The 22,823-nt window shown below is 43.0% G+C and carries 21 protein-coding genes and 1 pseudogene; 10 read left to right on the forward strand and 12 right to left on the reverse strand.

Going from position 1 to position 22,823, the window contains the following annotated elements; all coding sequences use genetic code 11:
- Window positions 1–377: 377 nt before the first annotated feature.
- The 6 genes and pseudogenes from proX to pstS (F6K46_RS29330) form a co-directional block, all read right to left on the reverse strand.
- On the reverse strand, window positions 378–2,399 hold the full coding sequence (gene proX / locus F6K46_RS29305) for a glycine betaine/L-proline ABC transporter substrate-binding protein ProX (RefSeq protein ID WP_293053158.1): 2,022 nt from the start codon (window positions 2,397–2,399) through the stop codon (window positions 378–380).
- Between the two features lie 143 nt (window positions 2,400–2,542).
- Window positions 2,543–3,760, reverse strand: coding sequence for a glycine betaine/L-proline ABC transporter ATP-binding protein (locus tag F6K46_RS29310; protein WP_293053161.1), 1,218 nt, complete (start codon window positions 3,758–3,760; stop codon window positions 2,543–2,545).
- Window positions 3,761–3,892: 132 nt separating this feature from the next.
- A pseudogene (locus F6K46_RS29315) lies at window positions 3,893–4,531 on the reverse strand (Uma2 family endonuclease); the annotation flags it as partial.
- Window positions 4,532–4,546: 15 nt separating this feature from the next.
- Complete coding sequence (locus F6K46_RS29320) at window positions 4,547–5,761, reverse strand: RNA-guided endonuclease TnpB family protein (RefSeq protein ID WP_070394832.1); 1,215 nt, start codon at window positions 5,759–5,761, stop codon at window positions 4,547–4,549.
- A gap of 327 nt (window positions 5,762–6,088) precedes the next feature.
- The gene (locus F6K46_RS29325) at window positions 6,089–8,047 is read right to left on the reverse strand and encodes an iron uptake porin (RefSeq protein ID WP_293053164.1); all 1,959 of its coding nucleotides are present in this window, start codon (window positions 8,045–8,047) and stop codon (window positions 6,089–6,091) included.
- Between the two features lie 29 nt (window positions 8,048–8,076).
- Window positions 8,077–9,096 (reverse strand): phosphate ABC transporter substrate-binding protein PstS, encoded by a 1,020-nt coding sequence (gene pstS, locus F6K46_RS29330; protein WP_293053166.1) that lies wholly within the window; start codon window positions 9,094–9,096, stop codon window positions 8,077–8,079.
- Window positions 9,097–9,576: 480 nt separating this feature from the next.
- Between pstS (F6K46_RS29330) and F6K46_RS29335 the strand changes: the two genes are divergently transcribed.
- Window positions 9,577–10,050 (forward strand): hypothetical protein, encoded by a 474-nt coding sequence (locus F6K46_RS29335; protein WP_293053169.1) that lies wholly within the window; start codon window positions 9,577–9,579, stop codon window positions 10,048–10,050.
- A gap of 184 nt (window positions 10,051–10,234) precedes the next feature.
- Here the strand turns inward: F6K46_RS29335 and pstS (F6K46_RS29340) are convergent, their stop codons facing one another.
- Together pstS (F6K46_RS29340) and F6K46_RS29345 are read right to left on the reverse strand one after the other, a co-directional pair.
- Complete coding sequence (pstS, locus tag F6K46_RS29340) at window positions 10,235–11,248, reverse strand: phosphate ABC transporter substrate-binding protein PstS (protein WP_293053172.1); 1,014 nt, start codon at window positions 11,246–11,248, stop codon at window positions 10,235–10,237.
- A gap of 4 nt (window positions 11,249–11,252) precedes the next feature.
- A complete protein-coding gene (locus F6K46_RS29345) occupies window positions 11,253–11,414 on the reverse strand; it encodes a hypothetical protein (protein WP_293053175.1) in 162 nt (53 codons plus the stop codon).
- On the opposite strand from F6K46_RS29345, the gene F6K46_RS29350 reads away from it, so the two are divergent.
- From F6K46_RS29350 to F6K46_RS29360, 3 genes are all read left to right on the forward strand, one after another.
- On the forward strand, window positions 11,401–11,529 hold the full coding sequence (locus F6K46_RS29350) for a hypothetical protein (protein WP_293117612.1): 129 nt from the start codon (window positions 11,401–11,403) through the stop codon (window positions 11,527–11,529). The two genes, F6K46_RS29345 and F6K46_RS29350, sit on opposite strands and share 14 nt — an antisense overlap.
- 189 nt (window positions 11,530–11,718) lie before the next feature.
- The gene (locus F6K46_RS29355) at window positions 11,719–11,895 is read left to right on the forward strand and encodes a hypothetical protein (RefSeq protein WP_293053178.1); all 177 of its coding nucleotides are present in this window, start codon (window positions 11,719–11,721) and stop codon (window positions 11,893–11,895) included.
- Window positions 11,896–12,161: 266 nt separating this feature from the next.
- Window positions 12,162–12,893: a GIY-YIG nuclease family protein gene (locus F6K46_RS29360; protein ID WP_293053181.1), complete on the forward strand. Its 732-nt coding sequence runs from the start codon at window positions 12,162–12,164 to the stop codon at window positions 12,891–12,893.
- A gap of 181 nt (window positions 12,894–13,074) precedes the next feature.
- On the opposite strand, the gene F6K46_RS29365 is transcribed toward F6K46_RS29360, so the two are convergent.
- Both F6K46_RS29365 and F6K46_RS29370 read right to left on the reverse strand, forming a co-directional pair.
- The gene (locus F6K46_RS29365; protein ID WP_293053184.1) at window positions 13,075–13,230 is read right to left on the reverse strand and encodes a hypothetical protein; all 156 of its coding nucleotides are present in this window, start codon (window positions 13,228–13,230) and stop codon (window positions 13,075–13,077) included.
- Between the two features lie 60 nt (window positions 13,231–13,290).
- Window positions 13,291–14,634 (reverse strand): serine hydrolase, encoded by a 1,344-nt coding sequence (locus F6K46_RS29370; protein ID WP_293053187.1) that lies wholly within the window; start codon window positions 14,632–14,634, stop codon window positions 13,291–13,293.
- A gap of 761 nt (window positions 14,635–15,395) precedes the next feature.
- Between F6K46_RS29370 and F6K46_RS29375 the strand changes: the two genes are divergently transcribed.
- The gene (locus F6K46_RS29375; RefSeq protein WP_293053190.1) at window positions 15,396–16,358 is read left to right on the forward strand and encodes a peptidoglycan-binding protein; all 963 of its coding nucleotides are present in this window, start codon (window positions 15,396–15,398) and stop codon (window positions 16,356–16,358) included.
- A 262-nt stretch (window positions 16,359–16,620) separates the two neighbouring features.
- On the opposite strand, the gene F6K46_RS29380 is transcribed toward F6K46_RS29375, so the two are convergent.
- Complete coding sequence (locus F6K46_RS29380) at window positions 16,621–16,875, reverse strand: AI-2E family transporter (protein WP_365973433.1); 255 nt, start codon at window positions 16,873–16,875, stop codon at window positions 16,621–16,623.
- Window positions 16,876–17,300: 425 nt separating this feature from the next.
- Between F6K46_RS29380 and F6K46_RS29385 the strand changes: the two genes are divergently transcribed.
- The gene (locus tag F6K46_RS29385) at window positions 17,301–18,353 is read left to right on the forward strand and encodes a TIGR00341 family protein (protein WP_293053193.1); all 1,053 of its coding nucleotides are present in this window, start codon (window positions 17,301–17,303) and stop codon (window positions 18,351–18,353) included.
- 47 nt (window positions 18,354–18,400) lie between these two features.
- On the opposite strand, the gene F6K46_RS29390 is transcribed toward F6K46_RS29385, so the two are convergent.
- A complete protein-coding gene (locus tag F6K46_RS29390; protein ID WP_293053196.1) occupies window positions 18,401–18,565 on the reverse strand; it encodes a hypothetical protein in 165 nt (54 codons plus the stop codon).
- Window positions 18,566–18,681: 116 nt separating this feature from the next.
- Here F6K46_RS29390 and F6K46_RS29395 point away from each other — a divergent pair, with 116 nt between their 5' ends.
- The 4 genes from F6K46_RS29395 (at window position 18,682) to F6K46_RS29410 (ending at window position 22,648) form a co-directional block, all read left to right on the forward strand.
- Window positions 18,682–19,368 (forward strand): DUF488 family protein, encoded by a 687-nt coding sequence (locus F6K46_RS29395; protein ID WP_075902705.1) that lies wholly within the window; start codon window positions 18,682–18,684, stop codon window positions 19,366–19,368.
- Window positions 19,369–19,467: 99 nt separating this feature from the next.
- Entirely contained in the window at window positions 19,468–19,914 is a 447-nt protein-coding gene (locus tag F6K46_RS29400; RefSeq protein WP_293053204.1) for a DUF488 family protein, read from the forward strand.
- Between the two features lie 297 nt (window positions 19,915–20,211).
- A complete protein-coding gene (locus F6K46_RS29405) occupies window positions 20,212–20,922 on the forward strand; it encodes a hypothetical protein (protein WP_293053207.1) in 711 nt (236 codons plus the stop codon).
- A gap of 397 nt (window positions 20,923–21,319) precedes the next feature.
- Window positions 21,320–22,648 (forward strand): ATP-binding protein, encoded by a 1,329-nt coding sequence (locus tag F6K46_RS29410; RefSeq protein WP_293053210.1) that lies wholly within the window; start codon window positions 21,320–21,322, stop codon window positions 22,646–22,648.
- Window positions 22,649–22,823: the final 175 nt, after the last annotated feature.

The following is a 22,823-nucleotide window of genomic DNA, read 5'->3' on the forward strand; positions in this document are numbered from 1 at the left end:
TTACTGGGTATATCAGGTTAATCCGGACAATTTTGGAATATACCAATTTGTTATTAGTTGTGATATTGGAAAGATCGCGCGTAAGCTATCAGCGTGTCGCGTATCAGCCAACGGCTTAATGCTTACGATCGCGCAACGGATGATTCGAGGGCATGTTACCTATAGGTGAGTCTCTGGTATAGGAGTCCCCAGGGCAGGCGCGGACATGACAAAAGTCTCAAACCTAAGTAAGCGCAAGAGTTTGACTTCTGACTTCTGACTTCTGACTTCTGACTTCTGCTATAACTCGGGAGTAATCACAAATACCAATTACCCTTTACCAATTACCAATTACTCAAGCTTGACAATATTAATGTTTTAGTAAATTATAGGAAACCTCAAATTCCAGAAGTTTCTCCAACGTTTCTAGCTTCTTCAACCCAGCTATCAAACAACTTTTGATTCTTTTTAATCCATTCTTGGCTATGGCGACGGATATCTGCTGGGCTATTTTCCCCCTTTTCGGCCCGTAGGCTTTCAGCATTAATATCCTCAATCGACATCTTAAATCGCTCAAATAATCGTCTGGCTGCTGGGTTGGCTGCTATAAATTTTTTGTTGGCCACAAAGCGGATCTGATCCACCGCGAATCCGAGATTTTTACCATCGATTGAAGTATGTTTTTCTGTCAACCCTTTCTGGGGTCCTGGTAGATTGGTTTGGGCAACTTCTAGCCAAACCACATCCTCACCTGGTTTTAATACCGTACCCAGCCATAGGGGAGTCCAAGTGTAGTAAAGGACTGGTTTTCCTTGTTTGTAGCGAGCAATGCTATTCGCAATTAAAACGCTATATTCTCCTTGGTCGTGTTCGACAGTATCCCTGAGCCCATAAGCATCTAAGTGATGCTCAATAACTAACTCACATCCCCAACCAGGAATACAACCGGCTAAATTTGCCTTACCATTTCCATCGAAGTCAAAGAGTTTGGCAATTTTAGGGTCTTTGAGTTGCTCCAAATTGGTGATATTGTATTTTTCAGCAGTTTTTTTATCAATCTGATACCCTTGCAACAGATCAGAAACAATAACTCCAACTCGCTCTAATTTCTTTTCGCCACCATTTTTTTCAAAGAATTCTGTGTGTAACTTTTCCCAGTGGCTAGCGGTAAAATCGAGGTCGTTATTACCCAAAGCGATGTGGCTGGTGGTTGGTTGGAGTTGTTTGGGTTTTTCAATCTCGTAACCGAGCTTTTCCAGAGCCGTGTTAACGATGTGTGTCATGAATTGTGAATCGGCTAGATAACCATAGGTAGAGCGTACCTTCACCCCTTTCCCAGGTAGGGCTATTTCTGATCCAGTTAATTCGGTTGTAGCTTGGGGAATTTGTTGCCAGCTGATGAAACCCACAAGCAATGCCACTAAAACCGTTACAGCAACAGTAGTCCCAGTCCGTGGTTTACTGGTTAACCTCAAACGCACAAAACCAATCGGTCCTCGCTCTAGCCAAGGGATTTGGTTGTTGCCTTGACTCACCACTTGAGTGATCCGGTCGAGCATCACCGCAATTAGGACGATGCTTAATCCTCCCACAGCAGCTAGTCCGACATTCACCCGACCGAGACCTTGTAAGACCATCTGTCCCAATCCCCCGACACCAATCATAGAAGTCACCACGGACATCGATAGTGCTAATAGGATGGCTTGGTTGACTCCAGCTAGGATAGTTGGCATGGCTAGGGGAATTTGCACTTCCCAAAGCATTTGTCTTGGGGTTGAACCAAATGCGATCGCAGCTTCGACAACTTCTGTAGATACTTGTCGGATTCCTAGGTTGGTCAGGCGAATCAAGGGGGGGACAGCAAAGACTAGAGTAGCGATTACTCCAGGGACTGCACCAATGCCAAACAGCATTACCACTGGGACAAGATAGACGAATGACGGCAGGGTTTGCATGGCATCAAGCAGAGGTCGCAGGAATTTCTCGACGCGATCGCTACTAGCACAGGCAATGCCAAGGGAAATGCCAATCACCACGCAAAAGACTACAGCTGTCACCACTAGCGCCAGGGTAGTCATGGCTTGTTCCCAAGCTCCAAAAAAGCCAATCAAGGTCAAGGCAATAAGGCTATAAATAGCAATTTTACCCCCAGCAATTTGCCATACTATCAAGCCCAGAATAATCAGGAAAATTAGGGGAGGAATCGATAGGAAAAGCGATTGTATCCCTTCCAGAGTCCAGGTAATGGGCAAGCTAATTGCTTGAAAGAAGGGACGGAAGTTGTCAACTAGGAAATTAACTACTGCGGTAATCCACTCGTCCAGGGGTAAGGTATAAAGCTCAAAGGGATTCAAGATAATATCTAGACCGACTTGGCTTGTTGCGATATTATTAAGGGATAGAATTAAAGAATTGAACACAATACTATTCCGAGGAACCTTCTTCTAGTATAGATTGTCGATTTATCTAGATATTTTCTTTGTAAGCATTCAGCATTCAGCATTCAGCATTCAGCATTCAGCATTCAGCTAAAGCGCTACTTGAGATGCTACTTGAGGTGCTATCAGCTGTTGTCTTGGACAAGCTTTTGAGGTTTGCCAATACTAGCGATCAGATCAGACTGTTCCACCATTCCTTTGAATGTACCGTCAGTATCGACTACAGCAACAGGAAGTCCATCTCGGTAGAGGTGAAATATATCTTCTAGGTGGGTTAAAGCGTTGACTGTGGGGAAATCTGTTTCCATCACTTCAGTAATGTCTTCACTGCCTTTTTGGAGGACTGCTTCGAGCCATTGTTTCTTGACAATTCCAACTGGTTTGCTGTGTTCATCGACAACATACATTTGTTGGAGGTGATGGTCTATCATCTGTTCCAGTCCAGCCGTAGCAGAGTTTTCTGTAAGAACTAAGGCAGGGGTTTGACGAGCAATTGAGCCAGTTTTTAGGACTTGGGCGCGGTTAACATCTTGGATGAATGCACTGATGTAGTCGTCAGCTGGTTGGTTAATCAGTTCTTCTGGTGTGCCAATTTGGACAATATAACCGTCTTTCATCACTGCTATGTGATCACCCATCTTCAGGGCTTCTTGAATATCATGGCTGATAAATACAATGGTTTTGTGCAGTTCTGTTTGGAGTCGCAGTAATTCATCCTGCATGTCCCGCCGAATTAGGGGGTCGAGGGCGCTGAATGCCTCATCCATAAGTAAAATCTCGGCATCTGTGGCTAAAGCGCGGGCTAAACCTACCCGTTGACGCATCCCACCACTGAGAGCAGACGGTAAATAATCCGCCCATTGGGATAAACCTACTACTTCTAAGGTTTCCAAGGCTTTTTTGCGGCGTTTGGCTTGATCTATCCCCCGGACCTTGAGACCATACCCTACATTTTCTGCAACTGTTTTGTGGGGAAATAATCCAAATCGCTGAAACACCATTGATACCTTGCTCTGGCGAATCTCTCGCATCCGCTTCTCATCAACATGGGCAATGTCTTCATCATCGATATAGATATTGCCGCTGGTGGGATTAATTAAGCGGTTAATACAGCGAGCTAGGGTGGATTTTCCGGAACCGGATAACCCCATGACCACAAACAATTCTCCTTTATTGACGGTCATAGAGACATCGGCAATACCTAAGACTTGACCGGTTTTTTCTAAGATAGAATCCCTACTCCCACCTTGGCGAAATAGTTTGAGGGCAGCTTGGGGTTTTTCGCCATAAATTTTAATCAGATGTTCAATACGAATTTTGGGGTTTGAATTAATAGTAGTCATTAGTAATTGTTGAAAATGGTAAAAGGTTACTTGAAAAAAAAATTGATTCGTAAAAACCCCTAGTTTATAACAGTTACTCAGCAGGTTTATTACTGAGGCACTCAGCACTTTTTATTGCCATTTACCTTAAATTTAATCTGGGTCAATCCCTGCCTGTCGCAGTCGTTCTGCTAATTGCTCAGCTCGTTGCTCAGCTACTTCAGCTCGTTGCTCAGCTACTTCAGCTCGTTGCTCAGCTGCTTCTTCTGGTAAGGGAACTAGATTCCCATCCCGGTCATAAAAGCGCAGCCATACTGCTGAGGTTTCTTCAATGGTTCCAGACCATAGTCCTAACCACAAGCCTAAGGGCTGACACCATAGCCACCCTTGTTCATTTGGGGTTAGCTCCTGGTAGCCATTGTCTATATCTAAATACCATCCTTGCAATGAATCTGGGTCAAAGGGTTGGTAGACAAAATAATTTGGAGTGCGGAAGGTCTGGCAGTAGATGCTCTTCTTTTTACCTGTATCAACTTGCTTTGTGGAGGGGGACATCAGTTCGATTATCACATCTGGGTAGCGACCCTGTTCTTCCCATACTACCCAGCCCAGGCGTTCTCGGCTACCGTCTACATTCAAGACTACAAAGAAATCTGGCCCGCGAAAGTCCCGGTTTCGTGCTTGTTCACTGCTGAAGTAAACAAACATATTGCCCCCAACAAAGTAATCGTCTCGGTCAGCTAAAGCAACGCGCAGTGAACGGATCAGGACGTTCATGGCTATGCGGTGGCGTTGACACTCCCCGTCCTACAAGGACGAGGATTCTTTCTTCCCAGGGATTCCAATGAACTTGCCCTCAGAAAGCATCTTGACCGTGTGCCCCACGGCTGCAAGTCCGCGTATAGCGATTATTTGAGCAGCTGCCACATCTCTGTCGGTTGTGTAGCCACAATGTTCGCAATGATGTATGCGCTCAGCTAAGGTCTTTTTGCCAGTTTCAGTTAAACAATTGGGACAAATTTGGCTAGTCTTTTTAGAATCTACTTTTTGAAAATAGACACCACGATAGGCGCAACACTGCTCTAATATCTTAAAAAACTGTCCCCATCCCGCATCTAGACAGTGCTTTCCTAGCATTCCCTTAGCCAATCCTTTGAGATTTAGATCTTCAACAAAGATCATCCCAGCCCAATCGCAAAGATTATGAGCTAATTTCCAGTAATAATTTTTTCTAATGTTAACGATTCGCTCGTGTAGCTTGCTGACTTTTGCTTGTGCCTTACAACGGTTGCTACTTCCTTTACGCTTTCTGCTTACCCTCTTTTGCAGCAATTTAAGCTTGCGTTCGAGACCCTTGAAAGGACGTGGATTAGGAAATAATTTCCCGTTACTAACAGCAACAAAATGTGAAATTCCCACATCAATGCCCAAGGGTTCCCCATGAGGCATAATCTGAGGAACATCAACATCCCATTGCAAAGTCAACATCACATACCAGCCAGTAGCACGTCTGACCACTCTGGCTTGTTTAACTACGGCATCAGAAGGTATTTCCCGTGATTGCCGCATCTTTACCCAGCCAATTTTGGGCAATTTAACTTTTCCAGATTCAACTGGTTTGACTCCTAGTTGTGGAAAAACAAAAGATCGCATTTGTCCCTGCTTCTTAAAGCGAGGAAAGCCATGACCTTGTTCCCACATACTAACAAAAGCTTTTTCTAGCCTTTTGAGCGTTTGTTGTAAGACATGAACTTGAACAGCTCTAAGCTCTTCAATAGCTTTTCTGGCAGCGGTTAACCCACGGCATTGACTGGCATAAGTAGGACGGGTTTGCTCTGCTGGAATGATGTATTCACTACGAACAGAGCAAGCATTAACCTGACAACTACGAGATTTATACCAATCCTTCCTTTCTGCTAGTGCATAGTTATAGACTTTGCGACACTGTTCAAGCCAGTTTTCAAACAAAGATACTTGCTTAGCGGTAGGTTTTAATTTGAACTCGTAGGTTAGATTGAACACTTTACTTGCCTCCTTAATTCAAGGATATCACATTCTTGAATTAACGCCCATCCTTAATTCAAACATAAAATCTTTTTAAAGCCGCCCTAAAAGGGCGGGGCTTGAAACCCAATATTTTTGGTCATTTTGTCAACTTCTATGGCTTGCTCCAACACCACGATAGTCCAAGATAGTGTTATGGCTGGCTCATGCGTTCGCGTAGCGTGACCCTAGGTCAATCGCATTTACTAATTATGCTATAATCATGGTCAGTGCTAGGGTTTTGAGCATAAACATGAACGATAAACCCTCAACCCCTTTCTGATCGAATAATAATCAACCAAAGCTCTAGAAGTTAAACTGGGTTCGCAGCAGTCCAACTCCAATGGTGTCATTTTCATCATTGTGTTCTGGATCGATAATCACCAAAACACCAGGAGTGATAAAGATTCTATCAGTGAGTGGGTAGCGATAAGACAGTTCAAGATGGTATGATACATCGCGGTCGCGACGACCAACAACATCATTACTAGCTAGTCTTGGAGGCATGCCAACTATGAGATTCAACTGGCTGCCTAGTTTTCCGATGTCTGGAAAAGCGGCGGTAACTGCCCAGCTCCAAATATCTGCTTTTGATCCGGTTGATCCATCGAAATCATTGTTGCGGGGTGAGGATTCTGCGATCGCATTGCTATAACCAAGCCAACCGCCTAGGGTAAAGCGATCGCTAAATCGATAGCTAGTGGATACACCCAAGCTATTTGATGAGGTGGCTGTATTTGAGCCAAAGGGAGATTGAGCGAATTGGCTACCGAGAAACGATGCAGTGTTGGCTGTTTCAGGAGAGTAGTACCGGACATAGGTCAAGGCCATACCAAAGCGATCAGAGGGAGTGAGGGTCACCTGAGCCAAAGCACCAAAGGCACCATTGAACAGTCCAAAGTCTGAATTAGAGGCAGAACCAGTGTAATAGGCCGCTCCAGTAGCAATCACGTGATTGAATTGATAGTATATCCCAGCACCAGCACCAAAACCCAGCTCGTAGATGTAATTATTGAATCCAAAACTGGAAATGGAAAATGCTGGATTGAGGGTGGGAATCAAAGCAGTTGCTCCCTGACCTGCTGCTGCTATAGATACCAGACCTTTATTGCCTAGGGGAAACCGATAGAACAGCTGGTTTAATCTCACATCATTACCAGTATTAGTGGCAAAACCAAACTTTGTCATGGCTGTGCCGGTGAAACCAGTGCTAAAGTTACTGGTATTCCCTGCCCGAAGTCTAGTGCGCAAAAGGTCTCGACCAGTAAAACTGGTGTCAAAGTTGAGAATTGCCCGGCCTCCCAACAGAGTATTAGTATCATCAAAATCTTCTGTTGGGCTTTGACCAGAAGGAACTGCTTTTTTCCCCCCAAAGCCAGTAGCTAGAGCAATATCTACACTCCCACGCAAGATAGTAGTAGTAGAAAACTGATGGTCTTCGAGGAAAGTCACCCGCCCTTCCAAGTTATCGACCCGAGCCTGTACAGTAGCCAATTCATCACTGAACTCTTCTTGTAGCCTTTGCATTGCTGCTAAATCAGCTTCGGTTACCAAGTCTGCTGTTTTGCCAATAATCATGGCATTCACCCGATTTAGGCAAAAATTCAAGCCAAACGCAAACTCGTAGCGAGTCAGGGCGCGGTTACCGCGATAGCTGTCATCCTCGTAACCAGTCAGGCATCTATAGCGCTTCAACAAAGACTGTAGTGCTTCGTAAGCCCAATCAGTGGGTTGGACATCAGACAGTTCATAAACTGGTGTTACCCGCTCCATTGGTTGATTACTAAACGGGTCTGTCACACCTAAGTTTTGGGATATATCTAAACTATTATCTAGACTATTATCTAGACTATTGGAGTTAGTCTGAGTAGATGGGATGTCTAATAGTTTGGAAATCGGTGCTACCTGACCCATAGAGGGATTACTCACAGTGTCTGCCACCTCTAGGTCTGGCGGTGACTCCAGACTAGTCAAGCTAGCTGTCGATATCCCAGAATGGGGAATAGACGTAGTAGTCTTAAACTCCAGTTCATCGTGGAATTGGTCGGTTTGAGGAGTTTTTGGGGGAGTTTTTAAGTACTCTCGCGCTAGATATTTCGGGCTGGGATTAAGATCTGACCAATCTGGTGATGGGTTAGGGTCTATGGCGGTCAAGGTTTCTGGTTCGCTCTCAGCCATGGCGGGGGTAATGGTTACCAAATGGACACCAAGTACTATCGGTGTCAGTGGTAATGCACCGCAAAATTTTTTCACAAATCTCCTCACACAACAAAAATAAGTTGAATTTTGTCCTTCTATGGAACAACCCTGATGTTGTTATTCACAGCTTCGATGGCTCGGTTAGCAACATCTTCCGGTATCCGAGTGTACTGTAGATCTTCGTTCAAGTCTTGACCCTCAGTCAGAATCCAATTTATCAGGTCTTTAACCCCTTGGGCTAGTTCTGGTTTAGGATACTTTTCGTAGACAAACAGCCAAGTTATACCTACAATTGGATATCCCTCTTCTGGGTCATCTATATTTTCGATGGTGAAGTCATCATTGAACTGCACATTGTCTAGGGCTTTATTCGCTTGATCAACGGTAGGCTTGACGTAGCGACCAGCTTGGTTTTCCAGCCTGGCCATTGGTAGGTTAAGCTGTTTAGCATAACTCGCTGGTACATAGCCAATGGCACCGTCAATTCGCTTAACTTCGCTAGCTACTGGTCCATTTCCCGGAACACTAGAGAAGACCTTAAAGCCCCAATTAGGTTTTCTACTGGCTCGGATTCTGCCATTAGTAATTTCATTTAAATATTTAGTAAAAATAAAGCTAGTGCCGCTAGTGCCTGAGTGGACAACTACTTGAATCTTACGGTTTGGCAGGCGGGAGTTAACTTGCTTCCAATTAGAAATTTGACCTGTGAAGATTTTACCTAGAGTTTCTCTGGATAGCTTAACATCGGTGGTTATTCCTTGAAGATTATAAACCACAGCCAAAGATCCTCCAGCCGTTGGTACCATCAACAAACCCCGTTTCATTGAGTTTCTCTCTACAGGAGTTGGAATTACATTGCTCGCTCCGAAGTCAACGGACTGATTCAGAAATCGTCTAATCCCACCACCACTGCCAATGGCACTGTATTTGAGCTTTACATCTGTTGTTTGTTCTTGGTATTCTCTAAAGTAACGCCGATAAAGAGGTTCAGGAAATGTAGCTCCCGCACCAGTCAGGGATTGAGCGATCGCACCACTGATAGAACCAAAGCCAACGGTAACGGTTACCGCTGTTGCTGTTAAAACCTTTTGCCAAAAAAATTGATAGCCAATCATTAATGTATCCTTAATTTATTCTAGTATTACAATTTTTAGTATTCTTAATCCTATAGATTACGCGATCGCTGAAAGCGGGACTTCGTCCATCGCGTCAATAACAATGTAAGCATTCAGCGGTCAGCCGTGAGCTGTCAGCCTTCAGCTAAAAGCTCACGCTATGGAACCGTCAGCTGATGTAACAGAGATTAAACCAATGCTTACTTGTTTTATTCAAAAGCACCTCATTAGCTGATAGCTGATAGCTGATAGCTGATAGCTGATAGCTTACATAACAATATAATTTATATGACGACCATTTTAAGTCTAAAGTTTCGCAAATTTTACTGGCGTTATAAGTGGGCAATCAATAGTGGGCAATCAAATTTATCTCATCAGAGAGTTTACTAGAAAACTCTAAGCCAAGTTTAATGCTATTTTACAAGAAAGGAAACATTTTTTTGGTGTGACATGGAGATGAGTTTACTGCGAAAATTTAGCTTGACACTGGTTTCATTCCTTGCGCTTAGTCTCCCAGCTGGCAAGGCATTTGCCCAAAGCTTTGGGGGGATATTCCAGGAGATTTCTATCTCTGAAGTGCCAGCTCCTGCTATCACTGCGGCCACTGTTGCTGCTGGTGTTTCACCCACGGATGCAGCTATCGAGATTGGGGCTGATGGCAAGCTAATCTATGGACTGAGTGGTCAGAACTCCCAGGGCAACCGCTTTGAAGTGGATGTCAATGCCATTGGGGAAATTCAGCAGGTTGAAGAAGAAATTGACCAGAGTCAGGTACCCCCAGAAGTACTCAAAGGTCTAAGAGTCTGGCTACCTGACTTCCAGCCTACTGTGATTAGGAGGAGCGTCCGGGCCACAGACGTTATATACGAATTCAATGGTAAGGATGTGCAAGGCAACAACCTTCAAATTGAAATGCCGTCCAAGGGTGGGAGGTTGATCCTCTTTACCTATTGAACCAGAGAGTAACTCTACTATGGTTGCTCTAAACCGGGTGCATCTCATTAAAGCTGTTTGACCCGGTGGCTGGAACGGGCATCTTGGTGGAACCGGCATCTTGGTGGAACGGGCATCTTGGTGGAACCGGCATCTTGGTGGAACGGGCATCTTGCCCGTTACAATGACCTACTCTACGCCACTACTATGAGCCAACAGTGGTATTTTGATTCACTGCTTGGATGGCTTGACGAGCAATATCCTCTGGAATCCTGGTGTACCCCAGTTCCCCGTTGAGGTCTTGACCTTTAGTGATAATCCAATTAACCATATCTTTAATGCCCTGGGCTTTGGCCTGAGTGGGGTACTTCTGGTACAGTAGCAGCCAAGTTAGACCGACAATTGGATAACCATCGGCTGGATCGTTAAGTTTGAGGGTGAAGTCCTGGTTAAACTCTACGTTGAGCAGCCCTTTACTGGCTTGCTCAAGACTAGGCTTAATATAGCGACCCTCTTGATTTTCAATCCTAGCGCTAGGAAAGTTGTTTTCTAGAGCATAATTAGCCTCTACATAGCCAATGGCACCGTCAATCCGCCGCACTTCCGCAGCTACTCCACCATTTCGAGGACGGCTTGAGAAGACCTTGAAGCCCCAATCTGGTTTTCGGCTAGGTTTGATCAGACCATTGGTAATCGCACTCAAGTAGTTGGTGAATATGAAACTAGTACCGCTGCTATCTGAGCGCACAACAACTTTTATGTCTCTTCTGGGCAGGTAAGTGTTAACTTGCTTCCAATTACCAATTTGACCAGTAAAGATTTTGCCTAGAGTCTCGCGAGATAATCTGACAGAGCTGACTACACCTTGCAGATTGTAAATCACTGACACAGCTCCCCCCGCTGTTGGCACCATTTGCAACCCCCGTTTCATCTGACTTTTTTCCTCCTCGGTTGGGGGCATATCAGTGCCAGCGAAATCAACAGACTCGTTAATGAATTCCTCAATACCACGACCACTGCCAATGGTACTGTAACTTATATTAACGCTGGTTTCTTGTTGGTATTGGGAAAAGTAACGCTGGTAAAGGGGTTCGGGAAATGATGCACCGGCACCAAACAATAGTATTGCACTTGCTGCCTTGAGTGAAATCAATACAATGGCAACTGTAACTGTTAAGGTTATCAATGTCCGACGGGACTTGATTACAGCTAAATTCATTTGTCTATAAGGATTCAGGATAACTTAAGAGTACAGATAGTTGGTTGGTAATTGGTAAGCATTCATAGCAAAGGGAACAGGGAACAGGGAACAGGGAACAGGGAGTAGGGAGTAGGGAGTAGCGATGCAGCGCGGTCTTGGGGGTTTCCCCCATGAGCGACTGCATCAAGACGGGAGTAGGGAATATGGCATCAAAATTCTCTCAATTCCTACACGGATTGCTACAGCTATCAGCTATCAGCTATCAGCTATCAGCTTATGGGGGAAAGCATGACATTTAAATTTTTGTTAAGTGATTCAGGATTAGCTCCTCTAGCACCTGAAGTGACCAAGGGATAAACGTTCAGGAGTTTTGCGATTGGCCTTTGGGCCACGCTACGCGATCGCATCCTCCTCCTCTACCAGATGTTCGTGATGGGGGAAGAAATAACTCCTGAGAATATCAAAAAGACTGGCATGTCCAGTAAGCGATGGGAAAAGGTGTTGAACAGGTAGGTATTATGACCAACAATTACATCCGATGGAACTATGCCCGCTTCCTCGACTATGCTGCCGATCGCATCTTCCTACAAAAAGTAGGAGGTGGCTACATCTTTATCCACCGGATGCTGATGGAACACTTTGCCCAGATGAAGCCTGAGAATTGATAGGATGCTATAGCATTTTGATTTGAGATGTCAACAATAATATCAACCAGTATTTGCTCAGCCGATTGTTATCTAAAAAACTATGTTAATTTCTAATACATTGTTTCCTCATTCGCATAAAAATTATTAACAACAAGCCTGATCTATAGTAGAACCTGAAGATCGCGTAGTGTTGGCTGTGCTGATCTAACCTTTTTGTAGTTTTCCGGAACGCATCCTTTAACTCTTGTAGATCCTCTTGAATTTTCAAAGAGGGTGATTGCCACTTGAATCAACAAAAAATTGGGTACGTTTACTTGATTGAGGAGCTTAAACCCAATCAACAGCCGACTGGGTTCTACAAAATTGTAATAACTTCAAGGACACCGGAGGAAAGACTACCTCAACTGAGGACTTCAAGTACTTGTGATCTTAAGGTTTACTCTTTGATCAGCTGCTGGGACTCTAGTGCATTAGAAAAAGATATTCATCGCAAGTTTAAAGATTTTAAAAATTTTCAATCGAAGCGGAAAGGGAGAGAATGGTTCGATTTCAGAAACTACAACATTCATGAGGTTGTCGAAGAGATAAACTCATCTGTTAAAGATACTGCTCCTCCTGAACCAGGATACTCTAAAGGGAATCCGATCGTCGGAGCACTTCTGTTGCTACCACTATTGGGTATTGTTATTATTAACACCCAACCTAGTATTATAAAAGACCAAAGGAACTATCATGCCGCGCAGAATGTTTTTAACAGGAAAAATCTGGATGCATTTGAACAGTATACTCAGGCTCAAGAGAAATTTCAAAAATTTGCAGACTCTTCTAGTCATGAATGTGTAAAAAAATATGGTGAGGATATGGTTGCCGTCATTTCTGACTCTAAAACTTTTTTGAGGAGTACTGGAGATCACCGTCAAGCTTGGAAAAGATTTGAAGTTCTCCGGAAACAAGTATGGCCAAAACAACCTGTCTGTAATAAAATAATGGATGATATAGATAATAAAAATAATTAATTAATTATTTTTTCGGTAAAACTTGGATTGGCAGCGATTGCACTCTCTTAGTTATGATTGCAATCGCTTTGTTGTCATTATCTCAATTTTTACCGTGGCGACAAACAAGTCTGAAAACTTGTTAGGGTAGCATGTCACTTATGCAGAAAATTTGTACTAAATCTATAGACATTTCATGGGTTTAACCTTGCTCTGATGGTAAATAGTTCATCTGTTCTGCAACGCAAGACCTACTCCCTCTGAATAGATTGAAAAATAAGAAAACGATCGCCTTTGGCGCAGCGAAGCTGAACGCGGCAGTTTGTAATGGTGCGATCGCTTTCATGGAAAACCTCAAACTTTAGCCACTATGGACTACAGGGATTGATCTAGAAGATTACATTAAAACTCTTCACTCTCAATCTACCCTAGGAGCAACGGTTTCCTGCCCGTTTTGCAGCAGCGTCACGCTTTCCACCGTGCCGTCTGAGCCTTGGTTAAAGACAACTCGCAAATCAATGACCCGTGTAAAAAACTCAGTTTCGGAGGTAGGATAAAGCTTCAAGATAGACTGCCCTGTTCCCTGAATCCGCAATTGATTGGCTTGGGTGGTTATAGTTACCTGGAACTCAGGAGCAACCTGATAAGTTCCAATATAGCCCTCGTATACAGACGGATCTACCTTCACCACCTCAGAAACTGTGGGTTTGGAGTAGGGTTCCCCAAACACAATTGCTGCCAAATCCTGGGAAATTTGCTCTATATTGGCGGTTTCTATATTACTGAGCACAGCAACACTCACATCCTGGTCTGGGTAGTATACCAGATTAGTCACAAAGCCGTTAATTCCCCCACCATGACCAATGCGCTGATGCTTGGGCTGTTTGTTTATTACCAATCCATAGCCATAGAACAGATGGGGAGCTTCCTCAGGATTCATCGGTACTAAGGGAGAGGTCATAGTAGCGATCGCCTTATCCCTTAAGATCGTTTCATCTCCCACCCCATGGTCAAACAAAAACTGATTCCATCGAGCCAGATCCTCCACCGTGGAATATAGTCCTCCGGCTCCCTGTGGCACGAACATATTAATATACTCTGCCTTGAGATAGCCGTCATCAGTGAACTGATAACCATTTGCCAAGCCATCAATCACCGCCAAAGGATACTCGTAACCTGTGTTCTCCATCCCCTTTGGCTGGAGCAAATGCTCCTTTAGATAATCGCCATAGGACTGACCCGATACGGTTTCAATCACCTGGGTCAGCAGAATATAGCCTGAATTGCTGTAGCGAAACTCTTTTCCCGGCTCAAATTCCAAGGGGAGGTCTTGGAAGCGGGCAATCAACTCCTCAAGGGTCGTAGGTTTTGCCATCCATTGGGTATAATCCGGAAAACTAGTTAGGTTAGGAATGCCCGCCGTATGGGTTAGGAGGTGATGCAAGGTGATGCGATTCCCATGGGGATAATCTGGCAAGTAGGTAGAAACAGGAGCGTGTACATCAACCAACCCCAGATCCTGGAGTTGTAGAATCGCAGCAGCAGTAAACTGCTTTGTCACCGACCCCAACCGAAATCTAGTCTGGGGGGTATTGGGTAGCTGGTACTCTAGGCTAGCCATGCCATACCCCCTGGTAAACATGGTTTTACCTGCCTTGAGTACGATAACCGCCCCTGAGAACCACCCAATTTCATGGTGGGCTTTGAGATAGGCATCAATTTCGGCAGAAATACCAGACATTTGGTGAGCAGCGAGTTTCATTACTGATTTCAATCGATACATTTGTATCTTATTAGAGAAAAATCTGGCTTGGTAGTACCCTTCAGGGTACCTTTTATGTGAAAATTAATTAATATTAGACCTCTTGTGAATTAATTCTTAATTCTTAATTCTTAATTCTTAATTCTCTCCTCCTTCAAGCATAATTGATCCAATAACTCCCTCGGAATAGTCTAAAAATCTTCTAACAAAAAATCCATGGGTTAGGTTGCTGCCCGTAACGCACCACCAGGTCTGCTGTATTAATTAGTCATTAGTGAATAATCACGATTCAGGATTATACTTAACCTAGACACAAGCCGTTACATCTCGAAAACTACTTCTGTCCTATTCCCTTTTGCCTGTTCAACACATCTGGCACAATCTTTAATTATATCAAATTAAATCACTAACGAGTCCAAAAAAAGTACCCTCAAGGGTACTGTCAAAGGATTATTGTATTGCTGATAATCAAAATAGTACTGAAATCTTGAACCTGAATAGTTAGGGTAGGCAATTATTCCACTCTAAGATTAAGCTAGGGATAACGTTAATAATATAGCACTACGCATTAAGGTGTTTGAAATTGATACAAGCAGCAAAAGGTGCGACCCGTGGGAAACTATTGCCTATTGCTAGCATGCCTATTGCCTTGCGCGTAGCGCTATATTGCCGAACCTACGGCTAGTGACAGTGGTGCAAGATTTCAGGGAAAGCAACTAGAGTAAACCATTGAGTTAGGTATATATCCTAAATTTATAGTGATGGCAGACTATAGCAATCTCGAAAGCAATCTTGAATCAGAACAAACAAAACATGCAGATTTTTGTGAAGATTGTCACCAAATTAACCTGATAGATAATCAGCTTCAAACCCTGATCCAGACACAAGCGATCGCAAAAAATCGATTAACTACTGTTCGACAGGCTCCTGGCTGCTCTACTTCTATCCTGCGGGGACTAGACCAGCAGCTGATTGATGAAATGAATAGCATCGGACCCAATAGCTTGGTCAGTTTTGCCGACCTAGATGTGGCTAATGGTCCAGCAGTTCACCCTTTCCTTCAGGCAGTAGCTAAGCAGTCCTTGGCACGGGCAATTAAGGCTCGTGGTCGCACCCTTTCGGTCAATTCTGCTTACCGAACTATTGCTCAGCAACTAATGCTATTCAATCATGGTAAAGTTAGACGCTGTGGTATTGGTGTGGTTGCCCCTCCTGGTAGAAGTAATCACCAGAGTGGTTTAGCCCTAGATATTAATGACGAGCAAGGCTGGAGACCCTATCTAGAGCGAGAGGGTTGGAGGTGGTTTGGACCTGCGGATAGGCCTCACTTTGACTATATTGGCAGAGGTACACGAAACATTCGTCCTGTTGCAGTTAAAGCGTTTCAGCGACTCTGGAACCAATATAATCCGGACAAACCCATTGCTGAAGATGGGATTTACGGACGAAATACTGAAGCGCGACTGAATCAAGCCCCCATAGTTGGCTTTGGAGAAACTAACGAATCTATTCCAGACAGAAGACTCAGCCTGACTCAACCCTATCTCGAAGGTGAGGATGTTCGCGAAGTTCAGGAAGCTTTAATTAAAGCAACTATTACTGTCGAGGTAGATGGCGTTTTTGGTCCCGCTACTGAGAAAGCTGTTAAGGAATTCCAGAAGCTAAAAGATTTAACAGTAGATGGAATCGTTGGACCTACAACTCGCTCGGCTCTGGGATTGTAATATCATCTCCGGTTGAATACTTACACCCTTGGCCGAATCGAAGGCAGAAGGCAGAAGGCAGAAGGCAGAAGTAAAGGAGTAAGGTTTCATCGGAGATGGTTTTTGATTACTAATTATCCGGACATGATATAAGCTGATTTGTCAACTTCTTAATGTCATTATCTCTCTTTTGTCACTCTAGGCAGAAGAGAGATTGTATGAGTCTGGTTAATCACTTAGTATTAAGCTTAATGGTTATTAATTTTCCATTTTAAATTGACTCTCAACTGTTCCCGATTCCCGATTCCCGATTCCCGATTCCCGATTCCCTAATAATTTCCACTAGACTTTTCACGACACCTGTGAGGGTAATTGCGAGAATTACCCCCAACAATCCTCCCAGTTTAACTCCCAATAGCAAATAGACAAAGATAATCACTGGGGATAAACCGGTCAAGTTACGGAGAACTCTCGGAGCAATGAAGTTGTCTTTGATCTGCTGTAGTCCTACGGATACCACGAATATAGCACTACCCATTCATAGGGTAGCTGTGATAAACAAGCCTAACAGGATTTGACCGATCCAGTTATTAAGATTAGTAGCCCAGTGATCAATAACTGTTGAATTGGTGAAACAATAGAATTCATTGACAATTGGCTCAGGTAATAGTAGTGACTGGTAGAAGCAGTAACGTTACCTAATGATTATCCGATCTACCAGTCAGATTGTGAAGTTATTTCTCATACCTTACTTAGGGTTAATTGTCAACATGACTTACGCATTTGCCCCCTAAATCCCCCGAGCGAGGGATTGCTCGCTGGGGGGACTTTGACATCATTCCCCCGAGCGAGGGATTGCTCGCTGGGGGGCTAGGGGGGCGAAATAAACTTAACCGCGTAAGTCCTGGTCAATATGTGTTCGTAAAAGATTAGCTCAATAGTCGGGAGCATCGTCTATTATCTATGGAAAAGGAAAACCAAAAGAATCAAAAGACTCAAAAGACTAAAACTAGAGTCTCCAAAACCTTGAATCTTTTCAGGAACTTTGGCTTAAAGGCAATTCCAATTATGATGGTAAGGAATTCTTTGTTTGAAGAATCAGAACTTACCCTCAATTTCTTAGTCTTAATCATTAGCTCTTGTTTAATTGCCACCTTTGGACTAGTGCTCAACAGTGCTGCGGTGATTATTGGAGCAATGATTATTGCTCCTCTAATGTTGCCCTTAAGAGGATTGTCCTTTGCTACCTTGGAAGGAGATTGGGAACTGTTACGGCGTAGTTTTGTTTCTATTGCTGTAGGCACCCTACTGGGTATAAGTTGTTCTTGGTTGGTTGGTACAGTGATCGGATCCCCTGAATTGGGAGCCCAAGTTTTAGCTAGAACTAAACCCAATCTAATTGATTTACTGGTTGCGATCGTGGCCGGGGGAATTAGTGGTTTCTCTAAAATTCGCCCGTCTTTAGAAGATGCGGTACCAGGGACAGCAATTGCAGTAGCCCTAATGCCTCCCCTTTGTGTGGTTGGGTTAACCCTATCCCAGGGTGAATGGACTTTGAGTCAGGGCGCATTTCTCCTTTATATTACTAACCTGATTGGGATTAACCTAGCTTGTATGATCGTTTATATCTTTAGCGGGTATGCTCAGAGCACTGAACTGAGCCGGTCTTTAAATTGGGGATTCTCTTTAGTGCTGATTGCTGTGTTAGTGGTGCCCCTAGGACTTACCTTTTGGGACGTGCTTGAGCAAGGAAGAGTTGAAGAGCCAGTTCAGGAATTGATTAACAGTTCATTGTTTAACAAAGAAGGTGTTAGAGAAGTTTCTGATTGGAATATCGATCGGAGAAAGAATCCTCCTGAGATCACAATGGCTGTCCGTTCAATAGAACTGATTACACCAGAACAGGTGAAGGAGTTTGAAGATGCGGTTAACATTAAGCTAGGTAAACGGTTTAAAGTGAAAGTTGACGTTACTCCATTTATACCAGTGGAATCTCCTAATCTTCAAGCTAATTAACTTGAATTGAAGTAAGCATTCAGCTGTCAGCTGTCAGCTGTCAGCTGTCAGCTGTCAGCGGTTTTAAATTCGGTCAGGTACAAAGTTCTGGGTTTTAGGGAGCAGGGAATCGGGAATCGGGAATCGGGAATCGGGAATCGGGAATCGGGAATCGGGAATCGGGAATCGGGAATCGGGAATCGGGAATCGGGAAAAAATCCTGTGTACCTCACTTATGATTATAATTGCTATAATTTGAACCTAGTTTACCTTAGTATAACGGATAAAGTGATATTTATTTGATGACCTAAAAGGACACAAATAATGGCAATAAGGGAGGTTTTTGGGGATGATTAGTACAATTAGCAATACTGGTAGTAATACTGGAAAATTATTCACTATTGGTCATTCTAATCTCAGTATTGAGGATTTTATTGCTTTACTCAAGCAGCACGGAATTACAGCGGTGGCTGATGTGCGATCGCATCCTTACAGCCGTTACTTACCTCATTTTAGTCAAGCCCCCCTCAAGGCTGAACTATTGTCGGCAGGAATTCGCTATGTGTTTCTGGGTAAGGAGTTGGGAGCAAGACCGGCTGATCTCAGTTGTTATGTTGGTGGTAAAGCGTTATATGAAAAAATTGCCGCCACTGACCTGTTTTCAGCGGGTCTTAAACGGGTAATTCAAGGAGCTGAAACGTACCAAATTGCGTTGATGTGTGCTGAAAAAGACCCGATCACTTGCCATCGGACAATTTTAGTCTGCCAACATTTAGTGAAATCGGGGTTAGAGATTAATCATATTCTAAATGATGGCAGTTTAGAGTCTCATCAAGATTTAGAAGAAAGGCTGCTCAGCTCTCATGGGTTAAGTGATTCCCAAATCAAACAACCGAAGCAACTTTCCCTATTTGATGACCCGACATCTATGGATAACTGGGACAATTCCTCTCGGGAGGATAGACTTAAGGAAGTTTATCATAGGCAAGGGGATACTATTGCTTATCTAGCAAAGGGAGTAGGGAGTAGGGAGTAGGGAGTAGGGAATAGGGAATAGGGAATAGGGAATAGGGAGTAGGGAGTAGGGAACAAAAATTATCACAATTGATTTAGGATTGCTATCAAGACCCTGACTATGAATAAAACTATTAATTTATTTACAATTGGGTTTACCAAAAAGAGTGCTCAACAGTTCTTTGAGCTTCTGATTAATGCTGGAGTAAGGCGAGTTATCGATACCAGACTGAATAATAAATCTCAATTAGCTGGTTTCACCAAAAACAAAGATTTTGAATACTTTTTGCAGCAAATTGGGAATATTGACTATATACATCGTCTAGAGTTGGCTCCGACTAAGGATATCCTAAATACCTATAAAAAAAATAATGGTGATTGGGAAACCTATGAAAACCAGTTCTTAGAATTAATTACAGATCGTGAAATCGAAAAGACGGTATCACCAGATTTATTAGATGGTAGCTGTTTGCTGTGTAGTGAACCTACTCCCCATCACTGTCATCGCCGTTTAGTAGCAGAATATCTGAGTCAAAAATTGGGAACTATAAAAATAGTTCACCTATGATTTATCCCAAATCCCCGTTGCTAAGACCATAGAAAAACATCAGTAAGCTATCAGCTATCAGCTCTCAGCTCTCAGCTATCAGCTCTCAGCTATCAGCTCTCAGCTATCAGCTATCAGCTCTCAGCTATCAGCTATCAGCTCTCAGCCATTCGCCTGTGGCGAAGCTACAGCGAACAGCTTTTGAATAAAATAAGCTGACCACTGACCACTGACCGCTGACCGCTGACCACTGACCACTGACCACTGACTGCTGAATGCTTACGTCTAGACTAACCTTACTTGGGATTAGATAGCAGCATGACTCAGATTATTTGCTTGGCTAACTCCTGGAAGCATGGCGATAGATGTATCGCTGGAATTAATTCCCTTAAACGTCAATGGATTCGTCCTGTATCTGATTTACCGGATGGTCGGATTCCGAAACCAATGCGTCAGATTGCGGGAAGGGAACCAACTTTACTGGATATTTTAGAGATTCCTTTGGCTAAAACTGGACCAGACTTTGGCTTTGAGTGTGAAAATCTTTTGGTATTACCAGGACAATGGCGACGAGTAGGACAAGTTCCTGCTGGATATCTGAATAAGTTTTGTAGCCGGGAAAAATACATTCTCCATAATAATGAGCGCTATGTAACGGAGAGTTTCTTGCAGTCATTACCAGTAGAGCAACGATGTACACTACAACTGGTGAAAGCTGTGGAGTTCTTGGTTCAACCTATTGGTATCAGAGATGAGGGTGTAGAAAAATGGGAAGGTTCACTGGTAACAGATTGTGGACAAGAATTGACTGCTACGATTACTGATCCCGTATTTGTTAGGCATTTAGAGTTAGGGTATCGACCGCAAAATCAGTGTTTGGTTACGGTTAGTCTTAGTATGCCTTGGCGACCTGGTGATTGGCAAAAGGATGGTGACCCTTGTTGGAAGTTGATAGCGGGTGTTATTGAATTATCTAGCAAGTCAGGGAATAAACTGAGAATAGCAATGGATGATGAGCTTCCTTTTTAGCAATTAAAGTAGGGTGGGCAAAGTAATCTAATTTAGAGTATTCCGAATAATCCAACAGTTTTTGCCCACCCTACAAGCTGGATTAATGTTAGTCAATAATGGATACATTTGCCTAGCAATAATGATAGTTTTATTTATTTTTGCTACAGAGGATACGGGAATCAGGTCATAAGGTGATAAACTGGTAATGTAAGGCAGTGATATAGGGGATTAAGGTATACCAATATTTGGTTTAATTGGTATTACTAGGAAGAGATGCGATCGCGTAGCGTGACCTACGGTCAATCGCATATCTACTAACTAGCTTCCTATAATCAACTAAATCATGCCTTTACCATTGTTTACCATTGACCAAAATTAATGGATAATCCCGAAGTAAACATCGGAGACCCTAGTGATGCTAGTTGAGTTCAGCGTAGAAAATTATCGCTCATTTAAGGAGCGCCAGACCTTGAGCATGGTGGCATCTAAGAAAAAAACTGGGCGGAATAGCAATAGTTTCCCGATGCCTAATGTCAAGTCTCTGCGCCTACTCACCAGCGCTGTGGTCTACGGTCCTAATGCTTCCGGGAAGAGCAATCTGGTGCGTGCAATGCAGACTATGCGTCAGATTGTGCTTCAGTCCGCTACTGGCATGCAGCTTGGCAGTAGATGGAATATCGAACCATTTCGGTTAAATGCTGACTGCCAGAACAAGCCGAGCTGTTTTGAAATTATTTTCATTCAGGATAATATTCGCTACCAATACGGATTTTCCTTAGACCAAGAGCGGGTGTACGAAGAGTGGCTAATCGCGTATCCCAAAGGACGTGCTCAAACTTGGTTTGAGCGTAACTATTGTTCAGAAGAACAGGAGTATGATTGGTATTTTGGGCGAGGGCTGAAAGGCGAGAAGGAACGTATTAAGGGTTTTGTTCGCTCAAATTCTTTATTTATATCTCATGCCGCACAAAATAACCATATTCAGTTAGGAAAACTATTTACATGGTTTAGATATAAGTTAAAATTAATCCCAGCAAGTTTAGACTATTTATATAAATTTACTGCTTTAAAGTGTGCAAAAGATAAAAATTTCTTGGAAAAAATTTTTAAGTTGATTAAAGGAGCTGATATAGGTATATCAACTCTTGATATTGAACAGCAAACTATTGATGATTATGTCAAAAAAGTGCCTGATGAAATTCAAGAAGATTTAAAAAATAATCTTAATAAAATAATTAAAACTATCGACAAAAATAGGATTAATGATAACTCATCAGAATTAGAATCAGTTATAACTTATCCTCAGGTGTTAGCGCTATATAAAATGAATGACTCTGACCAAACAATAGCCTTTGAGTTAGAGGATGAGTCTGATGGTACCCAACGATTATTTGAAATGGGAGGGTATTGGATAGATGCTTTAGATAATGGAGAAATTTTAATTATTGATGAACTAGACCGCAGCTTAAATTCAGAATTGTCAACCTATTTAATCAAGGAATTTAATGACAAAACAGCTAATCAAAATAATGCTCAATTGATTGTTACTACCCACGATACGACTTTCCTAGATCGAGAGATATTTAATCAAGACCAGGTATGGTTGATGCAGAAAGATAGTAACAATAGCACTAAGCTCTATTCCTTACTAGATTTTAAAATTCGTGAGGATGAATCCCTACAGAAAGGCTACCTAAAAGGTCGATATGGAGCGATTCCCTTTATCAGTGGGCTAGATAGTTGAGGATGTCCAAGAAGCGTGCTCGTAATTCTCGTAACCGAGGCAAATCTAATGCTCAGCTTGGACGTAGTCCAAATGTTGAACCAGCGAAACAATATATTCTAATCGTAGTTGAAGGTGAAGAAACAGAATACAACTACTTTAAATCTCTCAAGACATCCTTACAACTCAAAACAAC

Source organism: Moorena sp. SIO3E8, assembly GCF_010692445.1.
Taxonomy (GTDB): Bacteria; Cyanobacteriota; Cyanobacteriia; order Cyanobacteriales; family Coleofasciculaceae; genus Moorena; species Moorena bouillonii.